The sequence below is a fragment of the Bacillus sp. Je.9.29.b genome (genome assembly GCF_051129925.1).
Taxonomy (GTDB): Bacteria; Bacillota; Bacilli; order Bacillales; family Bacillaceae; genus Bacillus; species Bacillus safensis.
Genome location: NZ_JBCPSO010000004.1, coordinates 85396 through 111697, shown reverse-complemented (window position 1 = coordinate 111697; position 26302 = coordinate 85396). Strand labels below are relative to the sequence as shown.

21 protein-coding genes are annotated in these 26302 nt (G+C 41.0%); all 21 read right to left on the bottom strand.

The window, feature by feature from the left end; all coding sequences use genetic code 11:
* Positions 1-10: 10 nt before the first annotated feature.
* Positions 11-940: a tRNA pseudouridine(55) synthase TruB gene (gene truB / locus AAZR19_RS09450; RefSeq protein ID WP_434702950.1), complete on the bottom strand. Its 930-nt coding sequence runs from the start codon at positions 938-940 to the stop codon at positions 11-13.
* 68 nt (positions 941-1008) lie between these two features.
* Complete coding sequence (rbfA, locus tag AAZR19_RS09445) at positions 1009-1359, bottom strand: 30S ribosome-binding factor RbfA (RefSeq protein WP_007499525.1); 351 nt, start codon at positions 1357-1359, stop codon at positions 1009-1011.
* Between the two features lie 17 nt (positions 1360-1376).
* A complete protein-coding gene (locus tag AAZR19_RS09440; RefSeq protein WP_024424137.1) occupies positions 1377-1655 on the bottom strand; it encodes a DUF503 domain-containing protein in 279 nt (92 codons plus the stop codon).
* Entirely contained in the window at positions 1652-3772 is a 2121-nt protein-coding gene (gene infB / locus AAZR19_RS09435) for a translation initiation factor IF-2 (RefSeq protein WP_025092597.1), read from the bottom strand. Before infB ends, AAZR19_RS09440 begins: the two co-directional genes overlap by 4 nt.
* A gap of 19 nt (positions 3773-3791) precedes the next feature.
* The gene (locus tag AAZR19_RS09430; RefSeq protein WP_024424138.1) at positions 3792-4094 is read right to left on the bottom strand and encodes a YlxQ family RNA-binding protein; all 303 of its coding nucleotides are present in this window, start codon (positions 4092-4094) and stop codon (positions 3792-3794) included.
* Entirely contained in the window at positions 4087-4371 is a 285-nt protein-coding gene (gene rnpM / locus AAZR19_RS09425) for an RNase P modulator RnpM (protein ID WP_024424139.1), read from the bottom strand. The genes AAZR19_RS09430 and rnpM overlap by 8 nt, the downstream gene beginning before the upstream one ends.
* Before the next feature lie 15 nt (positions 4372-4386).
* Positions 4387-5502 carry a transcription termination factor NusA gene (nusA, locus tag AAZR19_RS09420; protein WP_024424140.1) on the bottom strand — a complete coding sequence of 372 codons (1116 nt, stop codon included), beginning with the start codon at positions 5500-5502 and terminating at the stop codon, positions 4387-4389.
* Between the two features lie 32 nt (positions 5503-5534).
* Positions 5535-6008, bottom strand: a complete 474-nt coding sequence (gene rimP, locus AAZR19_RS09415; RefSeq protein WP_003211398.1) for a ribosome maturation factor RimP — start codon at positions 6006-6008, stop codon at positions 5535-5537.
* Positions 6009-6906: 898 nt separating this feature from the next.
* Positions 6907-7653: an ABC transporter permease gene (locus tag AAZR19_RS09410; RefSeq protein WP_326349645.1), complete on the bottom strand. Its 747-nt coding sequence runs from the start codon at positions 7651-7653 to the stop codon at positions 6907-6909.
* Between the two features lie 227 nt (positions 7654-7880).
* Positions 7881-8774 carry an ABC transporter ATP-binding protein gene (locus AAZR19_RS09405; protein ID WP_163115141.1) on the bottom strand — a complete coding sequence of 298 codons (894 nt, stop codon included), beginning with the start codon at positions 8772-8774 and terminating at the stop codon, positions 7881-7883.
* Positions 8775-8795: 21 nt separating this feature from the next.
* Positions 8796-9089, bottom strand: coding sequence for a winged helix-turn-helix domain-containing protein (locus tag AAZR19_RS09400; protein WP_024427000.1), 294 nt, complete (start codon positions 9087-9089; stop codon positions 8796-8798).
* A complete protein-coding gene (locus AAZR19_RS09395) occupies positions 9082-9675 on the bottom strand; it encodes a hypothetical protein (protein ID WP_024426999.1) in 594 nt (197 codons plus the stop codon). Before AAZR19_RS09395 ends, AAZR19_RS09400 begins: the two co-directional genes overlap by 8 nt.
* Before the next feature lie 310 nt (positions 9676-9985).
* Positions 9986-11119 (bottom strand): glycoside hydrolase 5 family protein, encoded by a 1134-nt coding sequence (locus AAZR19_RS09390; RefSeq protein WP_262089415.1) that lies wholly within the window; start codon positions 11117-11119, stop codon positions 9986-9988.
* Positions 11120-11143: 24 nt separating this feature from the next.
* Entirely contained in the window at positions 11144-12373 is a 1230-nt protein-coding gene (locus AAZR19_RS09385) for an endo-1,4-beta-xylanase (RefSeq protein ID WP_076839583.1), read from the bottom strand.
* A gap of 80 nt (positions 12374-12453) precedes the next feature.
* On the bottom strand, positions 12454-14559 hold the full coding sequence (locus tag AAZR19_RS09380; protein ID WP_076839581.1) for a glycoside hydrolase family 48 protein: 2106 nt from the start codon (positions 14557-14559) through the stop codon (positions 12454-12456).
* Positions 14560-14591: 32 nt separating this feature from the next.
* Positions 14592-16442, bottom strand: coding sequence for a glycoside hydrolase family 9 protein (locus tag AAZR19_RS09375; RefSeq protein WP_202739063.1), 1851 nt, complete (start codon positions 16440-16442; stop codon positions 14592-14594).
* A gap of 425 nt (positions 16443-16867) precedes the next feature.
* On the bottom strand, positions 16868-21181 hold the full coding sequence (locus tag AAZR19_RS09370) for a PolC-type DNA polymerase III (protein ID WP_076839578.1): 4314 nt from the start codon (positions 21179-21181) through the stop codon (positions 16868-16870).
* A gap of 73 nt (positions 21182-21254) precedes the next feature.
* Positions 21255-22952 carry a proline--tRNA ligase gene (locus AAZR19_RS09365; protein ID WP_226014873.1) on the bottom strand — a complete coding sequence of 566 codons (1698 nt, stop codon included), beginning with the start codon at positions 22950-22952 and terminating at the stop codon, positions 21255-21257.
* 80 nt (positions 22953-23032) lie between these two features.
* Positions 23033-24298 (bottom strand): RIP metalloprotease RseP, encoded by a 1266-nt coding sequence (gene rseP, locus AAZR19_RS09360; protein ID WP_087975441.1) that lies wholly within the window; start codon positions 24296-24298, stop codon positions 23033-23035.
* 6 nt (positions 24299-24304) lie between these two features.
* Complete coding sequence (dxr, locus tag AAZR19_RS09355; protein WP_041109015.1) at positions 24305-25456, bottom strand: 1-deoxy-D-xylulose-5-phosphate reductoisomerase; 1152 nt, start codon at positions 25454-25456, stop codon at positions 24305-24307.
* Positions 25457-25495: 39 nt separating this feature from the next.
* Positions 25496-26290, bottom strand: coding sequence for a phosphatidate cytidylyltransferase (locus AAZR19_RS09350; protein ID WP_024424148.1), 795 nt, complete (start codon positions 26288-26290; stop codon positions 25496-25498).
* Between the last annotated feature and the right edge of the window lie 12 nt (positions 26291-26302).

Here is a 26302-nt window from a genome sequence, read left to right as displayed (position 1 = left end):
CACCTTTTCTTTAAGATTGCTTGTCCTGACATAAGATCTTCGCCGGCTTCATCAGGTTCTGTTTGGTCGGGTGCTTCATATATATCGCCAGACAACGGCCTGAAGGAGCAAAAACAGCGACACGATCCGCCTCTGCGAAATGAGCAAATTCATCAGGCATTGGCAGGACTGCACCGTTTTCCACTTTACTTGCTAATGTATCATTTATCTCCCATTTCGGCAAATGATTGAGCGCACGCTCGATCGGGACAAGGTGCTCATCTACAGTTCCTTCCTCGCTTATATCTCGCAGCTCATCCAGCGTGATACATTCATCAAGTGTAAAATCACCAGACCCTGTACGAATGAGATGTGACATGTGGGCTGGAAACCCTAGTTTCTTCCCGATATCAACCGCTAAGGTCCTCACATACGTTCCCTTTGAGCATAGAACGGTAAACCTAAATGACACGCTACCATCCTCATATGTGACAGGTGTAGTCCGCTCGATACGGTGAATAGTAATTTCTCGGCTCGGCCGCTCAATTTCAATGCCTTCTCTTGCATATTCATAGAGCTTTTTCCCGCCAATTTTCACAGCAGAAAACATGGGAGGAATTTGTTCAATGGTTCCTTCAAACTGCTTCAGTGCCTCATCAATTTCTTTTTCTGAGATCGGTTTTTCCACCTTTTTTTCTTCTACGATCTCACCTGTTTGGTCTTCTGTTGTTGTAGAAAAGCCAATCGTGATCTCCGCATCATACGTTTTCGATTTATCTGTTAAGTATTCTACAATCTTCGTTGCTCTTCCGATACAAATAGGGAGAACACCTGAAACCTCTGGGTCGAGGGTGCCTGTATGGCCGACTTTTTTTGTGTGCAAAATTTTTCTTACTTTAAACACACAGTCGTGTGAGGTCATGCCTCTTTCTTTATGTAATAAAAGAACACCATTTATCATCTGCGTTCTCTCCTTTCATAAACGATGAAAAAGGACAGACGATCATCGCCTATCCTTATTTCAACATCTTATTCGTGATCTTTTGTGTTTAATTCAGCAATCAGGCTTTCAATTCGATTTCCGTAATCTACAGATTCGTCGAATTCAAAGTGCAGTTCTGGTGTTTTGCGAAGTCTGATTCGATTGCCAATTTCAGAGCGGATGTACCCTTTAGCCTTTGCAAGACCTTTTAAGGTTTCCTCTCTTTTCTTCTCGTCGCCAAGAACAGAAATGTAGACTTTGGCAATTTGCAAATCACCGGATACTTCGACATCAGTTACAGTCAAAAAGCCGATTCTTGGATCTTTTAGCTTTCTGCCTAAGATGTCGCCCAATTCTTTTTTCATTTGCTCACCCACACGGGTTGCTCTCATACTCATGATCTTATCACCTCTAATTAAAACCACTCAGTTTTCGTGATCGTTCGTTCAATTTCAGGAAAAGAATCGATAAAGCTTAATACACGCTGAAGCTCCTTTTCCACTTGAACCCGAGAGGAGGAAATCACGGCGATTCCGATTGATGTACGCTGCCATGTATCCTGGTAATCCATTTCAGCAATGGTTACATTGAATTTATGACGCGTTCTTGTCAATATTCGCTGAAGAACCGCACGTTTTTCCTTCAGTGAGGATGCATCATAGATCATGCACTCACATTCGGTATAACCGATCATTTTCTTTCGATTTCTTGCATAACGAATGATTCCATGACATCACCTTCACGGATATCATTGTATTTCTTAATGGTAATACCACATTCATAGCCTTGTGAAACTTCTTTCACATCATCTTTAAATCGTTTTAACACGTCAACTTCGCCTTCAAAAATAACGACGCCGTCACGGATTAAGCGGATTCCGCTATCTCTTGTAATCGTTCCTTCAGTTACATAGCCGCCAGCAATTGTACCGATTTTAGATACTTTGAACGTTTGACGAACTTCAACTTGACCGATGACTTTTTCTTCATATTCAGGGTCAAGCATTCCTTTCATCGCAGCTTCAATTTCATCGATGACTTTATAGATAATGCGGTGCAAGCGGATATCAACGTTCTCAGTCTCAGCTGTGCTCTTCGCATTTCCATCAGGACGTACGTTAAAGCCAATCACGATGGCATTAGAAGCACTTGCTAAAATGATGTCTGATTCTGTAATCGCTCCAACACCCGTATGGATGATTTTCACTTTTACGCCTTCGACTTCAATTTTTTGAAGAGCTGCTGTTAATGCTTCAGCAGAGCCTTGTACGTCTGCTTTCACGATCAAGTTGATATCTTTTACGTCACCTTGTTTGATTTGCTCAAATAGGTCGTCTAGAGATAATTTTGCTTTATCTGAACGCTGTTCGTCCAGCTGTTTAGAAGCACGCGCCTCACCGACTTGACGAGCTGTTTTTTCATCTTTGAATACGAGGAACTGATCCCCTGCATTCGGTACATCGTTTAAACCAGTGATTTCAACAGGTGTAGATGGTCCTGCTGTTTTCACGCGGCGGCCGATGTCATTGACCATTGCACGTACACGGCCAAATGTATTTCCGACAACGATTGGGTCACCTACATGAAGTGTACCTGTTTGAACAAGAAGGGTTGCAACAGAACCTCTTCCTTTATCAAGCTCAGCCTCGATGACAGTCCCTTTTGCCGCACGATTAGGGTTGGCTTTCAGTTCTGCTACTTCGCTGACAAGAAGGATCATTTCGATCAATTCGTCAATGCCTTCACCTGTTTTCGCAGATAGTGGAACGAAAATGGTTTCGCCGCCCCAAGCTTCTGGTACAAGACCATGCTCAGTTAATTCCTGCATCACGCGGTCAGGATTTGCTGTTGGTTTGTCAATTTTGTTAACAGCGACAATGATTGGCACTTCTGCCGCTTTTGCATGGTTAATCGCTTCAATTGTTTGCGGCATGACACCATCATCTGCTGCAACAACCAGAATGGTCGTATCCGTTACTTCGGCACCACGTGCACGCATCGTTGTAAATGCTGCGTGTCCAGGTGTATCAAGGAACGTAATTTTTTTGCCGTTTTCTTCAATTTGGTATGCACCGATATGCTGCGTGATTCCACCTGCTTCGCCTTCGACGACTTTTGTCTTACGAATGCTGTCAAGAAGAGTTGTTTTCCCGTGGTCAACGTGTCCCATGATCGTTACAACTGGAGGGCGTACTTGCATATCTTCTTCTTTATCTTCAACTTCATACTTTTCAAGTTCAGTTTCTTCTAAAATAATGACTTCCTCTACTGGAACACCATATTCAGAAGCGATTAATTCAACTGTATCTTTATCAAGTTCTTGGTTGATCGTTGCCATGACACCAAGCATCATCAGCTTTTTGATGATTTCAGCTGTTTCTTTTCCAAGCTCATCAGCCAGCTGGCCGACAGTCATTGAATTTGTAAATTCAATTTTTTCAGGAAGCTCTTTTTTAGGCTTCACAGGTCTAGCTTGCTGATGCTGCGGTTTGTTATTTCCACCGCGTTTATTTTTGTTTTTATTTTGGTTGTTGTTTTTTTTGTTTTTATTAAATTGATTATTCTGCACGTCATTCTTCTTTCTATCATTGTTTTTGTTAGATGATTGTTTTTTTTGTTCTGCGGGTTTCTCGTTAGCTGTCTCTTTTGCTTTGGCTTTTTTATAGATAGCGTCTAGCTTTTTCACAGTGTCGTCTTCAAGCGTCGCCATGTGGTTGTTCACTTCCACGTTCATATCCTTAAGCGCTGCTATAATATCTTTACTTGAAACATCTATGGCTTTTGCGTATTCATATACTCTCACTTTAGCCATTCGTTCACCCCCAAATAAATTAATCGAGCAAGCTTATGAGCTTCTTAGCGAAGCCTTGGTCAGTGACAGCGACAACTACGCGAGCTTCTTTCCCAATAGAACGTCCGAGAACGGAACGGTCTTCAACTTTTCTAACCGGAACATTATAAAATTTGCATTTGTCAGATACCTTTTTCTCTGTGTTAGATGAGGCATCTGCTGCAAGAAGAACCAGCTTAGCACGCGCATGTCTAATTTCTTTGATCACCAGATCTTCTCCTGACACGACTTTACGAGCTCGATTTGCTAGACCAAGCAAAGGATACCATTCAGATTCATTCATTAGGTTTTTTCACCTTTTCAGCTAGTTCTAGTAATTCTTCAAATATGTGTTCGTCAATCTGTGTCTGAAATTGCTGCTGTAAACTGCGTTTGTTCTTTGCCGCAAGAATGGTTTCTTTATCGAGAGAAAGGTAAGCTCCGCGTCCGTTCATTTTTCCGGTAGCGTCAACAGACACTTCTCCTTCTTTAGAACGAACAACACGGATCAGTTCTTTCTTTGGTTTCATTTCTCCCGTCACGACGCATTTTCTAAGCGGGATTTTTTTTCGGCTTTTCACCTTTAATATCACCTCTTATTCGTCAGATTCCTCAGCTACTGGTTCAGCCTCTAAGAAAAGAGATTCAGAGTCTTCAGTTCTTGGGAAAATACCGAGTTCCCTTGCATCTGTTTCGCTTTTAATGTCGATTTTCCAGCTGGTCAGCTTCGCTGCAAGGCGGGCATTTTGACCTCTTTTACCAATCGCTAATGACAGCTGATAATCAGGGACAATGACTGTTGTCGCCTTGTCTTCTTCATTCACAATGACATCAAGTACTTTTGATGGACTCAGCGCATTGGCAACAAATTCAACCGGGTCATTCGACCAATGGACAATGTCAATTTTTTCGCCTTTTAGCTCGTTGACAATTGCTTGTACACGCTGGCCTTTTGGTCCAACACAGGAGCCAACTGGATCAACATCAGGATCATCTGTACGAACAGATATTTTAGAACGGTCCCCAGCTTCTCTAGCAACCGATTTAAGCTCTACAGTACCATCATAAATTTCTGGTACTTCAATTTCAAATAAACGCTTTAAAAGACCTGGATGTGTTCTAGACACATAAATTTGTGGTCCTTTTGTTGTTTTTTCTACTTTTGTAATGAACACTTTAATGCGATCATGTGGTTTGTATTCTTCATTTGGCATTTGTTCATTGACAGGAAGAAGGGCTTCGATTTTGCCAAGTGACACGTAAATGAATTTACTGTCAATCCGCTGAACGATTCCCGTCATAATGTCTTCCTCGCGGTCGATGAACTCAGTGTAGATCACACCACGCTCTGCTTCTCTCACACGCTGCGTCACAACTTGTTTCGCTGTCTGAGCTGCAATGCGTCCAAAGTCTTTTGGTGTGACTTCAATCTCAACGACGTCACCAACCATGTAATTCGGGTTAATATTGGCTGCATCATCTACAGAGATTTCAAGGCGAGAATCATACACTTCATCTACAACATCTTTTCTTGCGAACACACGAATCGTTCCCGTTTCGCGGTTTAAATCAACACGAACATTTTGTGCTTGATTAAAATTACGCTTATATGCAGAAATGAGTGCAGCTTCTATCGCTTCAATTATAATTTCTTTACTAATACCCTTCTCTTTCTCAAGAACAGTCAGGGCATCTAACAACTCACTACTCATTTTTATGGTTCCCCCTTATATCAATGAAAAGGTTAATTGAACGAAACTGCTAATCTTGCGTTAGCTATTTTTTCGTATGGAATATTGATCTCTTTCTTTCTTGTCTTGATCTTCACTGTCACTGTTGCAATCTCACCATCAAAGCTTGTAAGCTCACCTTCAAATGCTTTTTCACCATCAATTGGTTCATATGTTTTCATGAAAACATTTTTTCCAAGTGCTTTTTCAAAATCAGCTTTTTTCTTTAATGGGCGCTCCGCTCCAGGAGAGGACACTTCAAGAAAGTAGTTTTGGCTAATCGGATCTGCCTCATCAAGCTTTTCGCTCAAGGCTTCGCTCACTTTGGCACACTCTTCGATATCGACACCTTTATCAGAGTCAATAAACACGCGAAGGAACCAGTTTTGACCCTCTTTGACAAATTCAACATCAACGAGTTCAAGCTGTAAGCCATCTAAAATTGGCTGCACCATTTCGCTTACGACATCCACTACTTTTTTGCTCATTCTCTTCCTCCTTGTGCTTTCGATAAACGCTCTTATCAATCATTCTGCATAAAAACCCTGCTTTATGTGAGCAGGGGGAGCAGAAAACGGATGAATAATGTCGAGACAAAAATTGCCTGTTCAATACAAAAGAGCGGGTTTCCCCACTCTTGTCTCGGTAATCGTTAGCATTTCCATAAAAACTATACCATATCCAATTTTTTTATGCAAATGAAGTTCCTCCTTATAATAGGTACTTGCTCAACGATTACTGCAGCATGTTCAGTACCATTAATACCTCTCTCTTCCTTATAAGCCACTCTGAACAGAACGGGCTGGTAATCATGCAGCTGTATACTATGAGCGAAGAACAGAACTCAATGTGAAAGTCATTTCTATTTCGAAAAAGCATTTTGTATGACACAGAGTGGTTATTCATATAGAAGAAAAGAGTGGATAAGTACTTCAACGTTAAAGAAATAAGCAGTTCAATTTTAATCCCCTTTGCCTTTGCTCCCTCGCTTCAAAGAACGCCTTTTAAGCGAATAGCAATTTAGAGATCATTCACATTGAACTCTACGAAGAGTAAGCGGAGACTGAACGGATAACCTTTACATTGTTTATAAATAAGAGAACCATGTTTATATGGAGTTATTTTATCCAGACTGTTTAATAAGCCATGCATGTAAAAGTAAAGGTGCCTTCTGTGCTGAACTGCTATATTCATCTGAAACCTGTCTTAACGTTTGTTGTAAATTTTCATTTCCTATCTTCACATGTTTTGTCTTTTTTATATGGCCGAAAACAACTTTCAACATACAGTTCTAACTCTTCACTTAACATTGACTCACTCCTTTTTTCAGACAGCATACATGCATTGATTTTGCGATGCATAACATTTAGCTGAAATTTTTAGAGACTAGCCTCTGGCTCGCTTTATATATTTTTTATAGCCAACCAACGAAAGAATAAACCCTAACAGTGTATAGCCTATAAGGACTGCTGTTACTAAGATCAAATTCTCTCCCCCTGGTAGTGTTGATACTGATTGCACTAAGCCTTGATGTGCCCAATACTGCGGGAAGAGCATACCAATTATTTTGAGATAACTAGGTAATTGATCAAATGGAGTCCATAAACCACAAGCAACTGCTGTCCCTAAAGCAATCATGTTTGTCATAACTAAGCCTGTATTCTCAGTTTTAGCAAATGCAGCGATGGCAACTCCCCATGAAGTCACTTGCATTGATAATAGGACAACTACTAAGAAATACGAGCTGTATTGTGTTATTTCAATACCATATGAGTAAACCCCTAAAATGGTTAACAACAAAACTTGAAATAAGATAATGATAAAAAACGGAACGCACTTTCCAAGAAAAAAATGATGCGGCTGTAAAGGAGTACTTGCTAGCCTTGCCACAATTCCTTTCTCACGATCTTTTACAAAACTAATGACAATTGAAATAATGACAAATGTGGAGAAAAACACGCTCATCCCTGTCACTGATTGAGAAGCAACCAATGTTTTTTGTGCTTGATAACTACCTGATGTAAATAATTCTATTAAAAGAATAATTGAAGCAACTGGTAATAAAATGGTCCAGAACAACAATGATCGATCTTTCACCTGTTTTATAGATTCGATGCGGACTAATGGCCACATAAAAATCACTCCCGTTATATTCATTTGATTCCCTTCTATACAAATCTCAAATAATAACATTTTTTATTTATTTTACCATTTGCGGATGTGACGAATTACTTATGATTTTAAATCTACGGTACACACAAATTAATTGTTCGTTAGATTTATGCTCTTTCTACATCAGTCACTCTTTTAAGTTATTTTCATTGAAATACGAGAGTGGTTTTCATTCATAAAGGGCATTTTTATTGTAATTGATCACGTAAATCTGTTCCTGTTAATTGAAAAAAAACATCTTCAAGTCTCGGTCTGTACAAAGATAATTGTTGGGGAACCAATGATTCCTTTTTACTCAGTTTAGCCAAATCTTCTAAAGTATCTAATGGTTTTGTAGTTTTAACTAACACTCCTCCTTGATAAGTTACAAAATCATACCCGAGATTAGTTAATGTTTTATTAGGAATCTTAGATTCAAAAAAGACTGATGTTTCTGCGTAACGATTCAAAAGCTCATCTATTTTGCCTTCTTCAACAATATTCCCTTTATCAATGAAAGCCACATAATCACATAAACTCTCTATTTCCTCCATATAATGACTAACATAGATAATAGTTCTTCCCTCTTCCTTCAATTTGTTAATGATGTCGAAAATATAACGTCTTGATTGAGGATCTACCCCCACTGTCGGTTCATCTAAAAGAATTAACTTAGGAGCATGCATTAAAGCGCAGCCAATATTCAAACGGCGTTTCATACCTCCTGAAAAGCTTTCAACGATATCATTTGCTCTTTCCCACAATCCTACATCTTTTAGTGTTTTTTCTACTCTTTCATCTAATGTTTTCCCTTTCAAACCATAAATTTGTCCAAAAAACTCCATATTTACTTTAGCTGTTAATTTTTCCTCTAAGCTGATGTCTTGCGGTATGTAGCCGAGCGCACTTTTAGATTCACCAACATGCTCAACTTTGCCTTCATATGATTTAATGATGTGAGATATAATTTTCATCAAGGTTGATTTACCAGACCCATTTGGACCTATTAATCCATAACAAACTCCTTCTGGAATCGTTAATGTAACACTTCTTAACGCTTGGGAAGTTCCATATGTTTTACTGACGTTTTCTATTTGCAACATTCGGCACCCTTTCCTTTCATCTCATTTATTTTTTAAAATGGTTTCAATAACACTCAAATATTCTTTGTAGGCTTGCTCTCCCAAATCTGTTATACTAACGATTGTTTTTGGTTTTTTATCCACAAAGGTCTTTGTAATTAGCACATAGCCTGCTTCCTCTAATTTTTTTAAATGCGAGCCCAAATTACCATCTGTTACAGATAAAGAACCTTTTAAGAAGCTAAAATCACATTTTTCATAAATCATTAATAAACTCATAATCCCTAACCGAACTTTTGGATGGATTAAATCATTTAAATTATTGACATTACTCATTTCCTTGTCCTTTTCTTTTTAAAATCACACCAGTTAATAACAAACTTCCTCCACCTATAAAAGCGAAGATAATGTTCATTAAACTAGGAAATAATAAAAATGTAGTTACACCTAAAACACTTAGCCAGAACCCCATAATAAAGATCTCTTTAGCCAGAACAATACCTAAGAGTAAATACATGATGGAAACCAATAAAACAACATAGAAGGGTAAATTATTTAATGTATATGGTAATAAGCCAACACATATTAAAAAAATAAAGATACCTAAAATGATTCCAATACCGAGCCATGTGTATTGCAATTGAGTTCTTAAAAACAAGGGCATTGGTATCATTTTCTTTTGTTTAAAATATGTAGTTAAAGTGATAACCCAGCCCGCAATGCCTAAAATAAGCCAAAAGACACCTGCAGTTATTGAATGAGCAAAAAGTAAAGGTATTGAATATCCCATTATCCAAATGAGGCCCCAAATGATAAAATAAATGCTGGTTTGTTTACAATACTCTGTTTTATAGTTTGTAATCGTCTTGATATGAGATAAATTCTCTAATATTTCTGAATTATTGAATTTTTCATTGGACATAAATAAACTCCTCTTCCACAAAGAACTCTGTACTACAGAGTATAGAATTAAATTTCCATTTAGTCAAGTTATTGGAAATACATTTTTTGTGAATTAAAATAAAAAATAGATATAACCACCTCCTTCCTAACGAATCTCCAAATACCTTCTGCTTGTTGATCATTTCTGAAAACCTTTTTCAATGGTTGGTCTCATAAACGCTTCATATTTTAAGAAATTTAAATATAGAAAAAGTGATAAACAAGCATTTTAAATTTTCTATTTGGAAAGTAAGAACTACTAATTGGAGTGAGCATTCAGCAGGCATTCGTCATCGGTTCTTTTCATTCATTCTTTTCGCATGTTCACTGATAAGTGCTGCCTCCCTGCTTCCTTTTATAATGCGGAAACCGTCATAATCCGGATAGAGCGAATCATCGTCCTGAATGCTTGTTAAAATCCAAAATTGACTGCCAGCCCCTCCGAGCCGCTCAACCGCTGACAGCCAGCTTTGATATACGTCAGGACGAGCTGATTGATTTTGATAGCCAAACTCTTCTAGCACAACTGGCTTTCCGATTGACTTCCCGCGGGTGATATGGTCTTCGATCCATTTCACTCCCCAGGCAGCAGACTTGTTCCAGTGATCTGGGTACAGATGATAGGTTCCATAATCGATATTAGGAAGAGATGTTAAACGGTCCCAATCGACGCCTTCTCCTCCACCGTAAAACCAATCTTCATGTCCTGGTATGCGAAAGAATCCTTCATCTCCTACTGCAACAAGATGGTGACGATCCAGCGATTTGATCCATGTACTCATTTCATCTGCCCATTTGACTAGTACATTTCCCGTTGGATCTGACTGCATCCGCGGCTCGTTGGCTAATTCCCAAGTCATAATAGCTGGATCGTCTTTATATTGAACACCTGTAAACGTATTGGTTCTTTCTAATACATAGCGCACATAATTTTTGTAAGCTTTTTGAATACGAGGATCTATATAGAAGGCATCATGCGATCCTGCCCCGAACCACTTCACATATTGATTCATCCCGCCAAAGTCATCCCAATTGTTCACTAGTGGGATCACAAGCTTTATTCCTTCCTGTCCTGCTTTATAAATCGCATAATCTAGTTTTTGAAAACCAGATTCTTCATAGACGCCTGGACTAGATTGTAAGACTGAGTTCTCTTGAGGGGCCCCGTCGTGAAAGCCCCAAATCCGTATGACCTTTAAATTCATTGCTTTCATATCATCGAACACAGCATCTACCATTTTTTTAGATTTGTAATGGAAATAGTAATTATTTGTGCCGGCGAAGTAAAATGGTTGATTATTCAGCGTAAATTGTGTACCAGACGTCTGCACATAAGCGGCGGCCTTCATCGTAAGCGAAAACCAGCCAGACCATATAGCGGCTATAAGTATGAAGCAAGACACTCTTTGAGCCCACTTTTTCATTTACATTCTCCTCACAATCTATCTCTATCCTTCTTGAGGCAGGATCACGTCTAGTTGAAAAGGTGTTTGTTCATTTGAATCAAGTTCAATCGTCTGCTGTTTCAACATTTTACTTTCTTTACCGATTCGAATCTTATATGTTCCGTGAAATGCTGGACATTTCACATTGCCATTAGCATCTGTTTTTTCAACTCTTTGGGTCGTCCACTCATTTAGAAGCTTTTCATAACGTCGTCCTGCTTCATTTAAAGACCAATCATAATTCACGATGGCTGCATGTTCACCTCTCCAATGGGCACCTGCCCAAAATCCCCACATCAGCACTCCTTTTACGGCTGGATGACTAAATGCGACGCGATATAAAGCTTCCAGGTTATCCGCTCTTCTATTAGGGTCAGGGTGAACAGAATCGTACTCTGTGACCCATATTGGAAGACCAAGCTCAGCAAGGACATCGAGCCTCTCTTTGACAATGACTGGATCAACTCGTTCTTCAAAATGGCCTTGAACCCCAATCGCCTCAATAGGCGCGCCTAACTGACGCAGTTCATTGATATGCGCTTTATAGGCATGGTGTTCACCATAAGAGATCACATTATAATCATTCACAAACAATAGTGCTTGAGGATCAATTTTTTTCGTTTCTTCATACATCCACTTCCAAATATTTTTCCCAAAGCGATCTTTAAAAAATGAACCATGCATCATTTCATTGTTTACATCCCAATGACGAAATCTTCCCTTAAAATGATTGCCTGCATGCTCAAGCCGGTTTTTCATGGCTTCATATACTTCGTGATTCGGCAGTGACCTCAGCCAGCTTGGATTCGCATCCTCTACCTCCCAAAATAAAGCGTGCCCCCTCACTGGAAGCTGATGTCGATCTGCAAAATTCAGCATCGCATCTGCTTTTTCGTAGGTGATTTTCCCTCTTTCTGGCTCATTCGCATACCATTTTGCTTCATTTTCAAAAACAGCCCAATTAAAATGCTTCACGAAAAAATCAGCATATTGTTGATTAAATAACACTTGATCATTCATCGCTGAACCAAAGGCGAATTCATGTCTGATTTGCTTTATTTCAACCTCTAGACCTGCTATTGGCTTTTTTTCGCCGTTTGTCACGTTGATCACAAGATCTCTTTGTCTATGCTCTGAAATTCGATCATCCGCCTCTTTTTTCCACATCAGATTTTCCTGCCCATTTTCGCCTCTACTGAATGAATGATGAAGAAAGCTTCTTTCTTTGACCATGTAAATCACCCTTATCTTCATTGGATTGATATTACCTATTCAAACTGCCGGCTAGAAGCCGGCAGCTTGATTTTGACCTCTTAGTTGATCAGACGATGGTATTCAGCATAGGCAGTGGCCATATCCACTTGAGACCAGAAGCGGTGATAAGTGAAAACTGGTGCGCCATTCTCCCATTTGCCTGTAGCTTCATTAAATGAAGACTGATATTTACTTTCGAGTGAAGACCACGCTGGATCTTGTTTAATCTTCGGACGAAGATCAGCAAAACTCGTATAGACTCCATTCCCTCCTCGCTGCGGGTCAGAAGGAACGGTGCTGGCTCCAGGAATCTGATTTCCTTGACCAAATGTCCCGTTCCATCCATTTGGGAAATACACTTCTTTTCTAAAGAAACGGTCATAGTCTTCTCTATCTTCCTCTGTCACTATGCCGACGCCATCATTGTAATTCCATGCAACCTCTAGGAGCTGCGCGGCTGCATCTTTCGCTCTTGCACCAAGCGCTGTATAATCACCTGTTTCCAGCTTTGTGGCTGCAGCAAAGAATATCAAAGCTTTGGCTAGACTTCCTAATACGCCCGTATCCTGAGTCGGATCTTTAGTTACAGCTGTTAAATTTGGATTTCCTGTTGCAGACTGGAACCCATTCCAAGTATCAGGCTGTCCGCTCCAAGCAATATTTCCAGGAAGCCAAAACTCTCCAGGCGCACTTGTTGTAGCAACCGAAACATTCGTTCCTCCTAAAATTCTTTGTCCTTGCTCATCTAAGAAATAACCCTCTTCATCTGACACAGGACGGCTGCCGATAAAAATGTAATCTAAGACATAGCTGACCCATTTTGTTATGACAGATTTGGCCATTTGGACATTTTCAGATGTTTTGTCGCCATCTTTTACAAAAATATAATAAAGCTCTGCTACGCGCTCCATTGGCCATGCCTGCATTCCAAACCAGTTATTTGAAGGCGGGTCAAGGTAAACAGGTGCATCTTCATATGCCATATCATAAAAAGTACTTCTTCCTGCTGGATAAGCGCTATAGTCTCCATTCCAGCTATTGGTTGCGCCTCCTGCTATGGCTCCTTCTTTCGATTGAAGCCATACATAAAATTCAAGCTGTCTCTTTAATGTTTTTTCCCAATCGCTTGCCCCTGTTGCTGAAGATGGCTTTAAGCCTCCTTTATCAGAGGATAAAGCATAAGCGGCGACAGGATTTTGATATCCTTGATGACAATGGCTCGCTCCGATACGCCATGACCAGTTTGCATACTCCCCAAGTCCTCCGCCCCAAGAGGTATACCATGCCATTAAGTAATGACAGGCACCCTTTCCGTTTCCAGGATACGGATTCCCCTGCTTCCCGCTTCCAATCGTTTGAAAATATTTATCGTACATGCCGTAACGGAGGAAATCCCCCATTTTTTTCGCTTTATCAAGATAAGCTGACCGATTATAGCCGAGCTCCTTTGCCCAATACATCGCTTGTATCGCGCGCGCATCAGCATCCGTGGCATTCGTATAGCGCCACTGAGCAGCTGGAGCTTGATTTTCTTTTGTGAACAAGCTCATAAAGCCTTCATTCGGCTTACCAAAAGATTTATCGTCCTGTGATGGATGAGGGATGGACTCCCATACAGATTCTTGCGGACCACGCTGGAATGTGTTCACATAGGCGGCTTTATGTGATGGGTTGAGCAAGTTGCCATAGCCATACCAGTTATCTACGTCAAGGAGCCAGTGCATTAAATACGTTTCATTCGTCCCATAGGTTGATTTCAATTCACTATCAATTGGATCTTGACCAGCAGGACGAGCACCGGTCAGCTGGCTTGGGTATTGATCCGGAAATGGTTTCTCTGCTGCGTATGTGGCTGGGCTGGACGGATTGTAAGCGTTCATATGCGGCTGCTCATCATGTCCATCTTCATTGACTGGGATGATGTACTTCTCCATATTGTCCCAAGCTGCCTCTAATTTGCTCCAGTCCCCTGTGTAATGTCCGTACAGCACCTCAAGCCACAGCCAATAGCTATATGCTTCTGAAGTTGTCATATGCCCGTAATCAGGTGCTTCGCAAATGAGTGTCTCGATTGAATGATACGGAATTCCTTCTGGTGAAAAATATCCATTCGCATCGCTTTTAATTTGATGATAAAGCGTTAAAAACCGTTCTTTGTTTGACAAGTCCTTCACCCTTTCAATAAAATCGTTGATTTTTATTTGTCTGGAAGTGTGCCAAATACTAAAACACCATCGTCAAAGACAGGAATCTTTGTTGTTTTTTGCATATTGGATGTTAATCCTTGATAGGAATAATCATTTGAGGCATCCCATATATTCGATCCATTTGGAGCAGATAATCGAAATTGTATTTCCTTCTTATGCTCAGATTCTCCTCTAGGAGAAATAGCTACGCCCGTAAAATCGATTTCTGCAAAATAGACGCGGCTTGATGCGTCATATACTTTTAAAGGTGATAAGGAAGCGCCTTCATTGTAGGCTGCTGTCACTTGAATATCCTTTTCAGTGAATCCCTTTGCAAAGACCTCACTCAGATTGACGTAATATCTAAAGGATAGTGTTTGACTGCTTCTTGCCGGCCAGCCGGACCTGTTGTACAGCACTGCTTTCACTTGAGTAGATGTTGTATCGTTATGCATCACAGCTGCCTCTACAAAAAACTCATCCTCCACCTGTTCTTTAGGCGGGAAATTTGGCAGCTTTGATTGCCCTTGACCAAACAGCTGCACCATTTTGGCGATATTTCCAGTAAAGGCGGCATTATAATCGGTGGCCACCTCGTTTGATATATAATCAGAGATGTCATCATCATATTGATCCTGTGCATTAGGGCCCCCAACAAGTGCTCCATAAAGTGTGTGCCGATGAACTGGAGGATTTGTCAGCTGGTTCGACCACGAGCCATGTGCAGTACGGTGGTGCGGGTGCTTCGGCGGATTCTGGCCAAACCCAACGACGTAGCTTCTATTCAGTGGATTATCACCCAGCATATAGTGAGTTTGCTTAATCGCAAACGATTGGTATCGATTTTTCTTTTCTTGATCAGATACCCAATCAGCATAGACAAAGGCTAAAAATGCTGCATTGGCGGCATAACGAAGTGAACCCCATTGATCCAGCCATGCCAAACCGCCAGGCGTATAGGTGATTCTTTCTACTTTTCCATTTTGAACAAGACCTGTGGTCCAGTAATCAAGATTGCGCTCTGTCGATTCTATAAATCTGTTTTCTTTCGTGATTCTTGCTAGTAAGATTTGTGAAGCAAAAAAAGTATTGTCCCATGACATGGTAAACGTATAATCCCAATCCTTCGGCCATTCCTCTACCGCTTTTAATGCTTGGTTTAAATAGGTTTCTTCATTTGTCGCCAAGTACAGCCAGATTCCGCCCCAAATAAGTTCGTCAACATAGCCGCTCCAGGAGTTGTAAAATGGCTGCGCATTGGTGACACAATCTGTATATTTGCCGCGATACGTGTCAGCAAATGCATATAGCTGTTTGGCGTGCGTCAAAAGCTTTGCTGCATAGGGCGCATCTGTTTCTTTAAAAATGATAGAACCTGCTGCTAAAGCCGCCGCAGTTTGTGCAGCTACTTCTGTGCCAGGACAATGTTCATCAATTTTAAAAGCTGGCCGGTTCATCGGCATCACTTCTGCTGGTCCCCACCAAGCATGATCGGCGTTTCCATCACCTACTTGCGCCCAAAATTCATTCGGTCCTGTATGTGCTTTCAAGAAATAATCCGTTGCCCACTTGATTTGATCTAGTATCTCATCAAGCAGCTCCGCCTCTTCATAAGCTTCTCGGTATTCATATACTGTCCACGCAAGCACGGCTGCTGAATAAGCCATCGGAAGTCCAAATTTCACATGATCTCCTGCATCATACCAGCCGCCAGTTAAGTCATGCCCAACATCCTTCCCGTCCTCTAGTCCAGAATCTCCCCGCCAGTTAAGACGATTGTTTTCCGGAAGCCGGCCTGACCGCTGCGCTTCATAAAAAAGCATGGATTTTTGTAAAACCTCTACATAGTTGTAAGATGCCATTTCTCTATTGCTCACCCCTTCTTTTTAGTGAAACATTAATCAATAGACGCGACCGCCTCCTTTCTCTCCTTCGTTTCGTGATCTGTACAGTTTTGAAAAGAATCAAATATGTTTCAAAAATAAGCATAGTAAACAGCAATCAGCTTTACGCTCATCGAAGGTTTTCTCTTGATTCTCCTTCTGACTGTACCCAGAATGATCATATGTCGCTTGAGAACATTTCAGACGGCGAAATTCTCTTTTGAGCTCTATTTGGGTAGAAAGAATGACATACAATCTCTTCTCTTAAAACATCACGCTAAATCAAGATATATGAACGAATAAGAAAATAATTCCAATTGATAAGAAATCTTTATTAGTTAACATAATAAAATTATTGTATATAAAGAAAAGAACGCCCTTTTAGGGCGCTCTTATTTATCACATTAAAATAAAGAAAGCTGGTTTTGATCAGGAAGTGCTTCTAAACAGCCTTGACGATCTAAATATTCAAGGATGGTCTTCGACACTTTTCCGCGTTTTTGTAAATCTTCTTTTGAGAGGAATTCCCCATCTTGCCGCGCGCGGACAATATTTAATGCAACGTTTGTACCGAGGCCAGGAATCGAGTTGAACGGCGGTATTAATCCGTCTCCATCAATGATAAACTCTGTTGCACTTGAGCGGTAAAGGTCAACTTTTTTGAAGTGGTAGCCTCTTTCACACATTTCAAGGGCAAGCTCTAGTACAGTTAATAGGTTCTTTTCTTTCGGTGATGCATCTAAACCTTTTGAATTAATATCGTCCATAACGGCTCGAATCGCATTCGATCCTTTTGTCATTGTTTCAATATCAAAGTCATCCGCACGAACGGTAAAATAAGCCGCATAGTACAGGAGTGCATGATGCACCTTGAAATAAGCAATACGAACAGCCATTAACACATAAGCAGCCGCGTGGGCTTTAGGGAACATGTATTTAATTTTTTTACAAGAATCAATATACCAGTTTGGTACATTATTATTCTTCATTTCTTCTTCCCATTCAGGAGGAAGTCCTTTTCCTTTACGAACAGATTCCATAATTTTAAAGGCAAGTGACGGCTCTAAGCCTTGATAGATGAGATAGACCATAATATCATCACGGCACCCAATTACTTCACTTAGTTCACACGTTTTATTGTGAATGAGCTCTTGCGCATTTCCGAGCCAAACATCCGTACCGTGTGATAGTCCAGAAATCTGAACAAGCTCTGAGAAGGTCGTTGGTTTTGTATCCTCTAGCATTTGCCGAACAAATCTCGTCCCAAATTCTGGGATACCGAGTGTACCTGTTTTACAGCCAATTTGCTCTTCTGTGACACCTAGTGGCTCTGTCCCTTGGAAAATCTTCATGACTTCAGGGTCATCTGTTGGAATCGTTTTTGGATCGATTCCGCTTAAATCTTGAAGCATACGAATGACCGTTGGATCATCGTGCCCAAGAATATCCAGCTTGAGCAAGTTATCGTGGATCGAATGGAAATCAAAATGTGTCGTCTTCCAATCGGAACCTGTCGCATCTGCTGGGTATTGAATAGGTGAGAAATCGTAAATGTCCATATAATCAGGCACAACGATAATTCCGCCTGGATGCTGGCCTGTTGTCCGTTTTACTCCTGTACAGCCTTGTACAAGCCGGTCGATTTCAGCGCCTCTCATATGAAGGTTATGATCTCCTGCATAGCCTTTTACGTAACCATATGCTGTTTTTTCTGCAACGGTACCAATTGTACCTGCTCGGTATACATAATCTTCACCGAACAACTCTTTCGTATAGTTATGTGCGATCGGCTGATATTCGCCTGAGAAGTTCAAGTCAATATCAGGGACTTTGTCTCCTTTAAAACCTAAGAACGTTTCAAACGGAATATCATGTCCATCTTTTTTATACGGCGCTCCACATTCTGGACAGTCCTTATCAGGAAGGTCAAAGCCTGAACCAACAGATCCATCATTAAAGAACTCAGAGTGCTTACAGCTTGGGCATACATAATGAGGTGCAAGTGGATTTACTTCAGTAATCTCTGTTAATGTCGCAACAAGAGATGAGCCGACAGATCCCCTTGAACCAACGAGATATCCATCATCAAGTGATTTTTTTACGAGCTTATGAGAGATTAAGTAAATAACGGCGAAGCCATGACCGATAATACTTTTTAATTCTTTCTCGATGCGGTCTTCTACGATTTTCGGCAAATCATCTCCGTAGATGCTGCGCGCCATTTGATAGCTCATTTCCCGTATTTCTTCATCTGCACCTTCAATTTTTGGTGTGTAAAGATCATCTTTGATAGGTTTAATGCTTTCGACCATCTCAGATACTTTTTGCGTATTTGTTACGACGATCTCTTTCGCTTTTTCGTCTCCTAGGAAGGAGAAGGCTTCGAGCATTTCATCTGTCGTTCTAAAATGAACTTTTGGCAGTTCATGGCGATTCAGCGGATTCGCTCCACCCTGTGATGAAATTAAGATTTTACGATAAATTTTGTCCTCAGGATGCAGGTAATGTACATTTCCAGTCGCCACAACTGGTTTATTCAGCTTTTCGCCAAGTTTGACAATGTTTGTGATGATTTCTTTTAACGCACGTTCATCTCGAACAAGCTCTAGCTGCAGCAGGTGCTGATACACTTCCGGCGGATGTACCTCTAAATAGTCATAAAATGCTGCAATATCTTCCACCTCATCAGGTGACTTTTGCATCATTCCTTCAAATACCTCACCCTTATCACAAGCAGACCCAACAATTAAACCTTCTCGATATTTCTCAAGCTGGGAGCGCGGAATACGCGGAACCCGGTAGAAATAATGAATATGAGAAAGTGAAACAAGCTTAAATAAATTCTTAAGACCTGTCTCATTTTGAGCAATCAAAGTCGCATGGTAAGGACGTGAGCGCTGGTAAGCATTCGACTGCCCCATGTTTTCATTCAATTGATCGTGATAGGCAATCTCTTTTTCAGCGGCATCTTTTAGCATCTTCAGCATGAGATAGCCTGTCGCCTCTGCATCATAAATCGCCCGGTGATGCTGCGTCAATTCAATATCGAACTTTTTACAAAGGGTGTTCAGCCGGTGATTTTTAAATTCTGGGTAAAGGAACCGGCCAAGTTCAAGTGTATCAATGACAGGGTTTGACGCTTTATCTGTTTTTAACAGGCGTTTATACGCTGCATTTAAAAAGCCCATATCAAAGCTCGCATTGTGCGCAACAAGGATATCTTGCCCAATCCATTCTTTGAAATCCCGTACGACGTCGACGACATCTGGTGCATCTCTCACCATATCATCGGTGATACCTGTTAATTCGATGGTTGTCGCTGATAACGGGTGATGGGGATTTGCAAATGCCTCAAAGCGGTCAATGATTTCCCCGCCTTTTATTTTCACTGCTGCAAGCTCAATAATTGTGTCATAAACAGCTGAAAGTCCAGTTGTCTCGACGTCGAATACGACATACGTCGCATCCTCTAACAAGCGGTGCTCTGGGTTATATGCAATCGGTACCCCGTCGTCTACTAAGTTGATTTCCACACCGTACATCATTTTGATGCCATGCTTTTTACTTGCTGCATACGCATCTGGGAAGGATTGTACAACGGCATGATCTGTCAGGGCAATTGCTTCATGCCCCCATTTTTTTGCTTGTTCAACAAGTCTGCCAATGCCAGTGACAGCATCCATTTGGCTCATAGGGGAATGTAAATGAAGCTCCACACGCTTTTCACCCTCAGGTGCTGTATCTTCTTTCAGCTGCGGTTTCATTTCATTGACATCATTGGCGATCATGACAAGATCTCTGACAAACGTATCATTTTGAATGCTCCCTCTTGCTTTCACCCACATGCCTTTTTTCAATGATTTCATCAGCTGAGCATCTTCTTTTTCTCTTGCAAACATTTTGATCAAAATACTGTTTGTATAATCTGTGATCTTAAAGATACAAAGCGTTCTCCCGCTTTTCAGCTCCCGCGTTTCTGCATCGAATACGTAGCCTTGAACGGTGATTCTTCTTTCCTCGTCCATGATACTATCAAGCGTACGAATTTCTTCATTGTCTTTGATTTGATAGCCAATCATCAGAGGGCCTGACGGAGCTTCATTCTGCTCCTCACTTTCTTTCTTCTCCATCTCAGTGAGGGCTTGCATGGCTCTTTCTTGATCTTCAGCAAGCTTTTGTTCTCTGAACTTCTGAATCTCTTGATCTGATACAAAAATTTCTGTATCGAATTGCAGCTCTGGAAAGCCCACTTGTTTAAATGCGGCCTGGAGCATCGGGCTGTACTTCTTCTTAATAGCGAGTGCCTCTGTTTCGCTTTTCGTTTTAATGATGATTTTATGTCCAGACAGCGATGGTTTTTGCTGCTGAAGCAAGCTGATGATTGGGGGAGAAATTCCTTGAAGTTCTTCCACACAATGTGACCAGTACGATTGCACGAGTTCTTCAGATATGTGCGGATCACTCACTTCAATCGTACAAGTGATTTGTGCAATATGTGAAAATGCATTTGTCAGCCTGCTGAGAAACATGGTGTATACTTTGTAAGGCAAAAGCGCCTTAAATTTAAAAAGGAAATGCCATGTTTTCGTCGCCTTGTGCACGGTCAATTTGACGATTTCTCCTTCTTCAAAGTAACGACTGAGGTCATCATCTGTCATTTGAATTTGATTGAGTAATATATGAAATTGCCGCCGTGTGATCGGTAATTGTTCATCCAAGACAGGACCCTCCTTTTGTCAATCAGAAAGGTACCTCTTTTCTACAGGAGGTACCTTCATTTTTTTGTTCGCTTTATGCTTGGCGTATAAATGAAATCAGATCATCAACAGATACTTCATGTGATTCACCTGATTTTCTAAACTTCACTTCTACTATACCTTCTTCTGAACGTTTTCCGCAGCTAATACGAATTGGCAGTCCAATTAAATCACTGTCTGCAAATTTCACTCCTGCACGCTCCTGGCGGTCATCAAAAAGTACATCAAAGCCTTCATCTTCTAAGCGCTCGTACAACGTTTCCGCCAGTTCTTTCTGTGCGTCGTTTTTCATATTTAATGCAAGGAGGTGAAGGTCATATGGTGCCACTGTTTCCGGCCAAATGATTCCTTTCTCATCGTGATGCTGTTCAACAATCGCTGACAGCGTTCTAGAGATACCGATGCCATAGCAGCCCATAATCATTGGCTGCGCACGTCCATTCTCATCAAGGTAAGTTGCATCCATTGACTCAGAATAACGAGTGCCGAGTTTAAAGACTTGTCCTACTTCAATCCCTTTTGCAAACTGGATTGTGCCTTCCCCATCTGGAGAAACATCTCCTTCTTGAATCAAGCGAAGATCTGTAAATTCTTTTACTGACACGTCACGTGCAGGATTGACATTGACATAATGATAATCCGCTTCGTTTGCACCAGCGACTGCATTTGTCATTCCCTTCACAGCAAGGTCCGCATAAATATCGACTTCTGCTTCCAGTTTAACAGGTCCAACAAATCCAGGCTCAGTTCCAATGACTTTCAGCACTTCTTCGCGTGAAGCAAGCTCGACAAGCTGTGCTCCTACCAAGTTTTTCACTTTCACATCATTTACTTCATGATCGCCTCTAGTAAGAATGAGAACATACGCATCATCTGCTTTAAACAAAACAGATTTAATGCAAGCAGAAGGGTCAACTTCTAAAAAGCCAGCCACATCTTGAATGGTTTTCACTTGCGGCGTGTGGACTTTTTCAAGCTCTTTGAAGTCCGCAGGATTTGCTTCTTCTCCGTGATATACAGCCTCAGCCATTTCAATGTTTGCAGCATATGAGGACGTATCAGAATAAGCGATGGTATCCTCTCCGACTTCTGAGAGCGCCATGAACTCATGCGTATCTTTTCCTCCCATTGCCCCAGAATCTGCAATGACCGGTCTAAAATTGAGACCCACTTTTGAGAACACATTAGAGTAAGCCGTAAACATTTTGTTGTATGTCTCATCAAGGCTTTCTGGTGAAGAATGGAATGAGTATGCATCCTTCATAATAAATTCACGTCCGCGCAGCAGTCCAAAGCGTGGTCTCTGTTCATCACGGAATTTTGATTGAATTTGATATAGCGTTAAAGGAAGCTTCTTATACGATTTCACTTCGCTGCGTACTAGTGATGTGATCACTTCTTCGTGGGTTGGGCCAAGCGCAAATTCGCGTCCATGGCGATCCTTCATACGCATCAGTTCTGGACCGTATGTATACCATCTTCCTGACTCTTGCCACATTTCTGCCTGCTGCAGCACTGGCATTAACAGCTCAGCTGCGCCTGCCTTTTCCATTTCCTTGCGGACGATCGATTGAATATGCTGAATGACTTTATGCGCAAGCGGCAGATAATGATAGATTCCACTTGTATTTTGTCTAATAAACCCAGCTCTTACTAAGAGTTGATGACTTTTTGCCTCAGCATCTGCCGGCACCTCTCGAAGAGTTGGAATAAAAGTCAGGGATTGTCTCATGTCGTTACACCTCATTTATGAAATAGGACTTCTCACAAAAACTCTTGTTTCCCGGAATGAGAAACAAGAGAGAATGGTTTTTATAAAAATAACCGCTGAATGTCATTCCACGTTACCACTAACATTAACAGCATGAGGAAAGCAACACCGATAAAGACAACAAGTGCTTCCTTCTCACGATTAATAGGTTTACCGCGAATGGCTTCAACAAATAAGAATAGTAAACGTCCTCCGTCTAATGCAGGAATCGGTAACAAATTCACGATGCCTAGGTTGATGCTGAGGAACGCCGCAAACTGCATTAATGTTAACACACCTTGTTTGGCTACTTCTCCTGTCATGTCATAAATTCCAACAGGACCTGCTAACATGTCTAGTGAAAATTGTCCTGTGACAATTTTTTGCAAGTTCGTTAAGATCAGACCTGCCGTTGAAATGACAGTTGTTCCAGAAGATGAAATAACTTTCAAAAATCCATTTTCCGTTGGCGGATATGATCCGAAACGGCCAATGCTTTTCCCATCTGCTTTTACAGCTTCAGGTACAACCTGCACAGTGCTTTCTTTGCCGTCTCGGTCAATGACGACATTCATTTTTTTCTCAGGGTTCTTTTGAACTGTTTGAACGACGTCTGTCCAAGAATTCATTTTCTCGCCGTTAATGGACACGATGTGATCTCCCTGCATGAGTCCAGCCTCAGCCGCCCGGCCGTCTTTCGTCAGCTTACCGAGTACAGGATCATCAACGGTTACCCCTTGAATAAAACCTAAAGCAACCAAAATCACATACGCCAGGATAAAGTTCATAATCGGTCCAGCTGCGATGGCTTTAATTCGCTGCCAAACTGTTTTTGAACCAAATTGACGATTGTATGGTGCGATTTGAATTTCTTCACCATCTGCAATATAGAAGCTTGTTTGACTGACATTGTAGCCAGTCAGAATATCTTCATTTCCAGCTTCATATCCCGAGATTCTCATAGCATGATCTAAATCAATTTGCTCAACTTCGATGACAAGTGCATCAGGATATTTTTCTTTATCATTTAAAATGATCTTTTCTACTTCATTTTGCTCATTGAATAAGAGCCCCACTGTATGACCTGGTTTAATTTCGATAACTTCAGGGTCCTCTCCAGCCATTTTAACAAATCCGCCAATAGGGAGAAGTCTAATGGTATAAACGGTTTCTTTTCGTTTAAAGGAGAAAATCTTCGGCCCAAAACCAATTGCGAACTCGCGGCATAAAATCCCCGCGCGCTGCGCCATAATTAAATGGCCAAGCTCGTGGAAAAAAACGAGCGTTCCAAAAATAATAATAAACGCAATCACTGTATTCACGAACATACCACCTTATGTGAGGATTGATTGAACAAAGTCTCGTGTATCTTTGTCCACTTCATGGATATCTTGCAAACTAGGCGTTGAAATCACATGATGTCTGATTAGTGCCTTTTCAATCAATTCTTCAATTTGCAGGAACGTTACTTTGCCTTTCAGAAATGCATCGACTGCCATTTCATTTGCTGCATTAAGTACAGCAGGCATTGTCCCTCCTATTTTACCTGATTCATAAGCAAAATGTAAGCAGCGATACCTGTCAAAATCCGCTTTTTGGAAATTCAATTGTCCAATCTCCCAAAGGTTCAATGATTTCGCTTCTTGTAACGGCGCCCTGTCAGGGTATGTGAGTGCATATTGAATAGGCACTCTCATGTCTGGTGTCCCTAACTGAGCCATGACGCTTTTGTCGTGAAATTCCACCATCGAATGGATAATGCTCTCTTTATGTAGCAGCACATCAATTTGTTCATAAGGGATATCAAACAACCAATGTGCCTCGATCACCTCGAGCCCTTTATTCATCATCGTCGCTGAATCAATGGTGATTTTCGCTCCCATCGACCAGTTCGGGTGGTTCAGCGCTTCTTCAACCGTAACACCTTCAAGTTCAGTTCGTTTTTTATCTCGGAAACTACCACCTGAAGCTGTCACGATTAAGCGTTCAATATTTTTAGCTTGTTCACCTTGCAGGCATTGAAAAATAGCGGAATGCTCACTATCGACAGGAAGTAAAGGTACATCATATGTTTTAGCGTACTCTTTTACTATATGACCAGCTGTCACAAGTGTTTCCTTATTTGCGAGAGCAATCGTCTTTTTTTGTTCAATGGCCTTTAATGTTGGAACAAGTCCAACACTTCCTACAAGTGCATTGACCACTACGTCCACTGCATCATAGGTCGCTGCCTCGATGTTGGCTTCATCACCAGCAGCCAGCTTCACATCGTATGCAAATGAATGATTTTTTAGCATGTGATAGGTTTCTTCGTCTACACATCCGACGAATTCAGGCTGAAAGCGCTCAATGATCGGAATCGCCTTTGCTATATTTCTGCCAAATGTCATGGCTTTCAGCTTAAACTTGTCCGGGTGCTGCCTGATCACATCTAACGTTTGTTCTCCAATTGATCCTGTTGCGCCTAATAGCGAAATATATTTCAAATTGCCACTCCTTCTCTCGTTCAATAAGTTTCTATGAGGTTAGCTGGCAAACGTTGCGAGCAGTAAGTATAAAAACGGCAGAACGAATAAAAAGCTGTCAAACCTGTCCAAAATCCCGCCATGGCCAGGGAGAATTGTCCCTGAATCCTTCACGTGATAATGACGCTTTAAAGCAGATTCCACAAGGTCGCCAAGCTGTCCAAAGATACTGAGTAAAAGAGTAATAAACATCACAAGCAGATATGATGGCAAAAATCCTGTAACCGCCTGAAACACAAGTGACAACACGACCGCTGTGACGATTCCGCCGATAAATCCTTCTACTGTTTTGTTTGGGCTGATTTCTGGCCAAAGCTTTCGTTTCCCCATAGATTTCCCAATAAAATAGGCTCCTGAGTCAGTAGACCAAATAATCACTGCTGCGAAGAAGATCGCACTCATGCCATATAAGCCTCTAATTTGGATAAAATAATAGAAACTAACGCCAATATATAATGTGGCTAATACAACAAAAGCAACCTCATCGAATGTGAAAGAGTTTTTGCTCAAAACTGTATAAGTTAAAAGTATTAAGACTGCAAATAAAGCAATCTGCATTTTTGATGCGTCCACGTTTGGGAAGAAGCTGTTGTCTCCGCCCATTAAAAGCCAAAGCAATATTAAGCTGACAATACCAGGAAAGCTGAAAATCGAGATCTTTTTCATTCTTAAAAGCTCAAAGAGAGCGACACTTCCCATTAAATAAATCAGCAGGGTAAATGGCATCTGTCCATATATAACTGCAAGCAAAAAGACTGCAGCTGCCAAAACACCCGTCAAAATTCTTTGTTTCATCTGCACCACCCT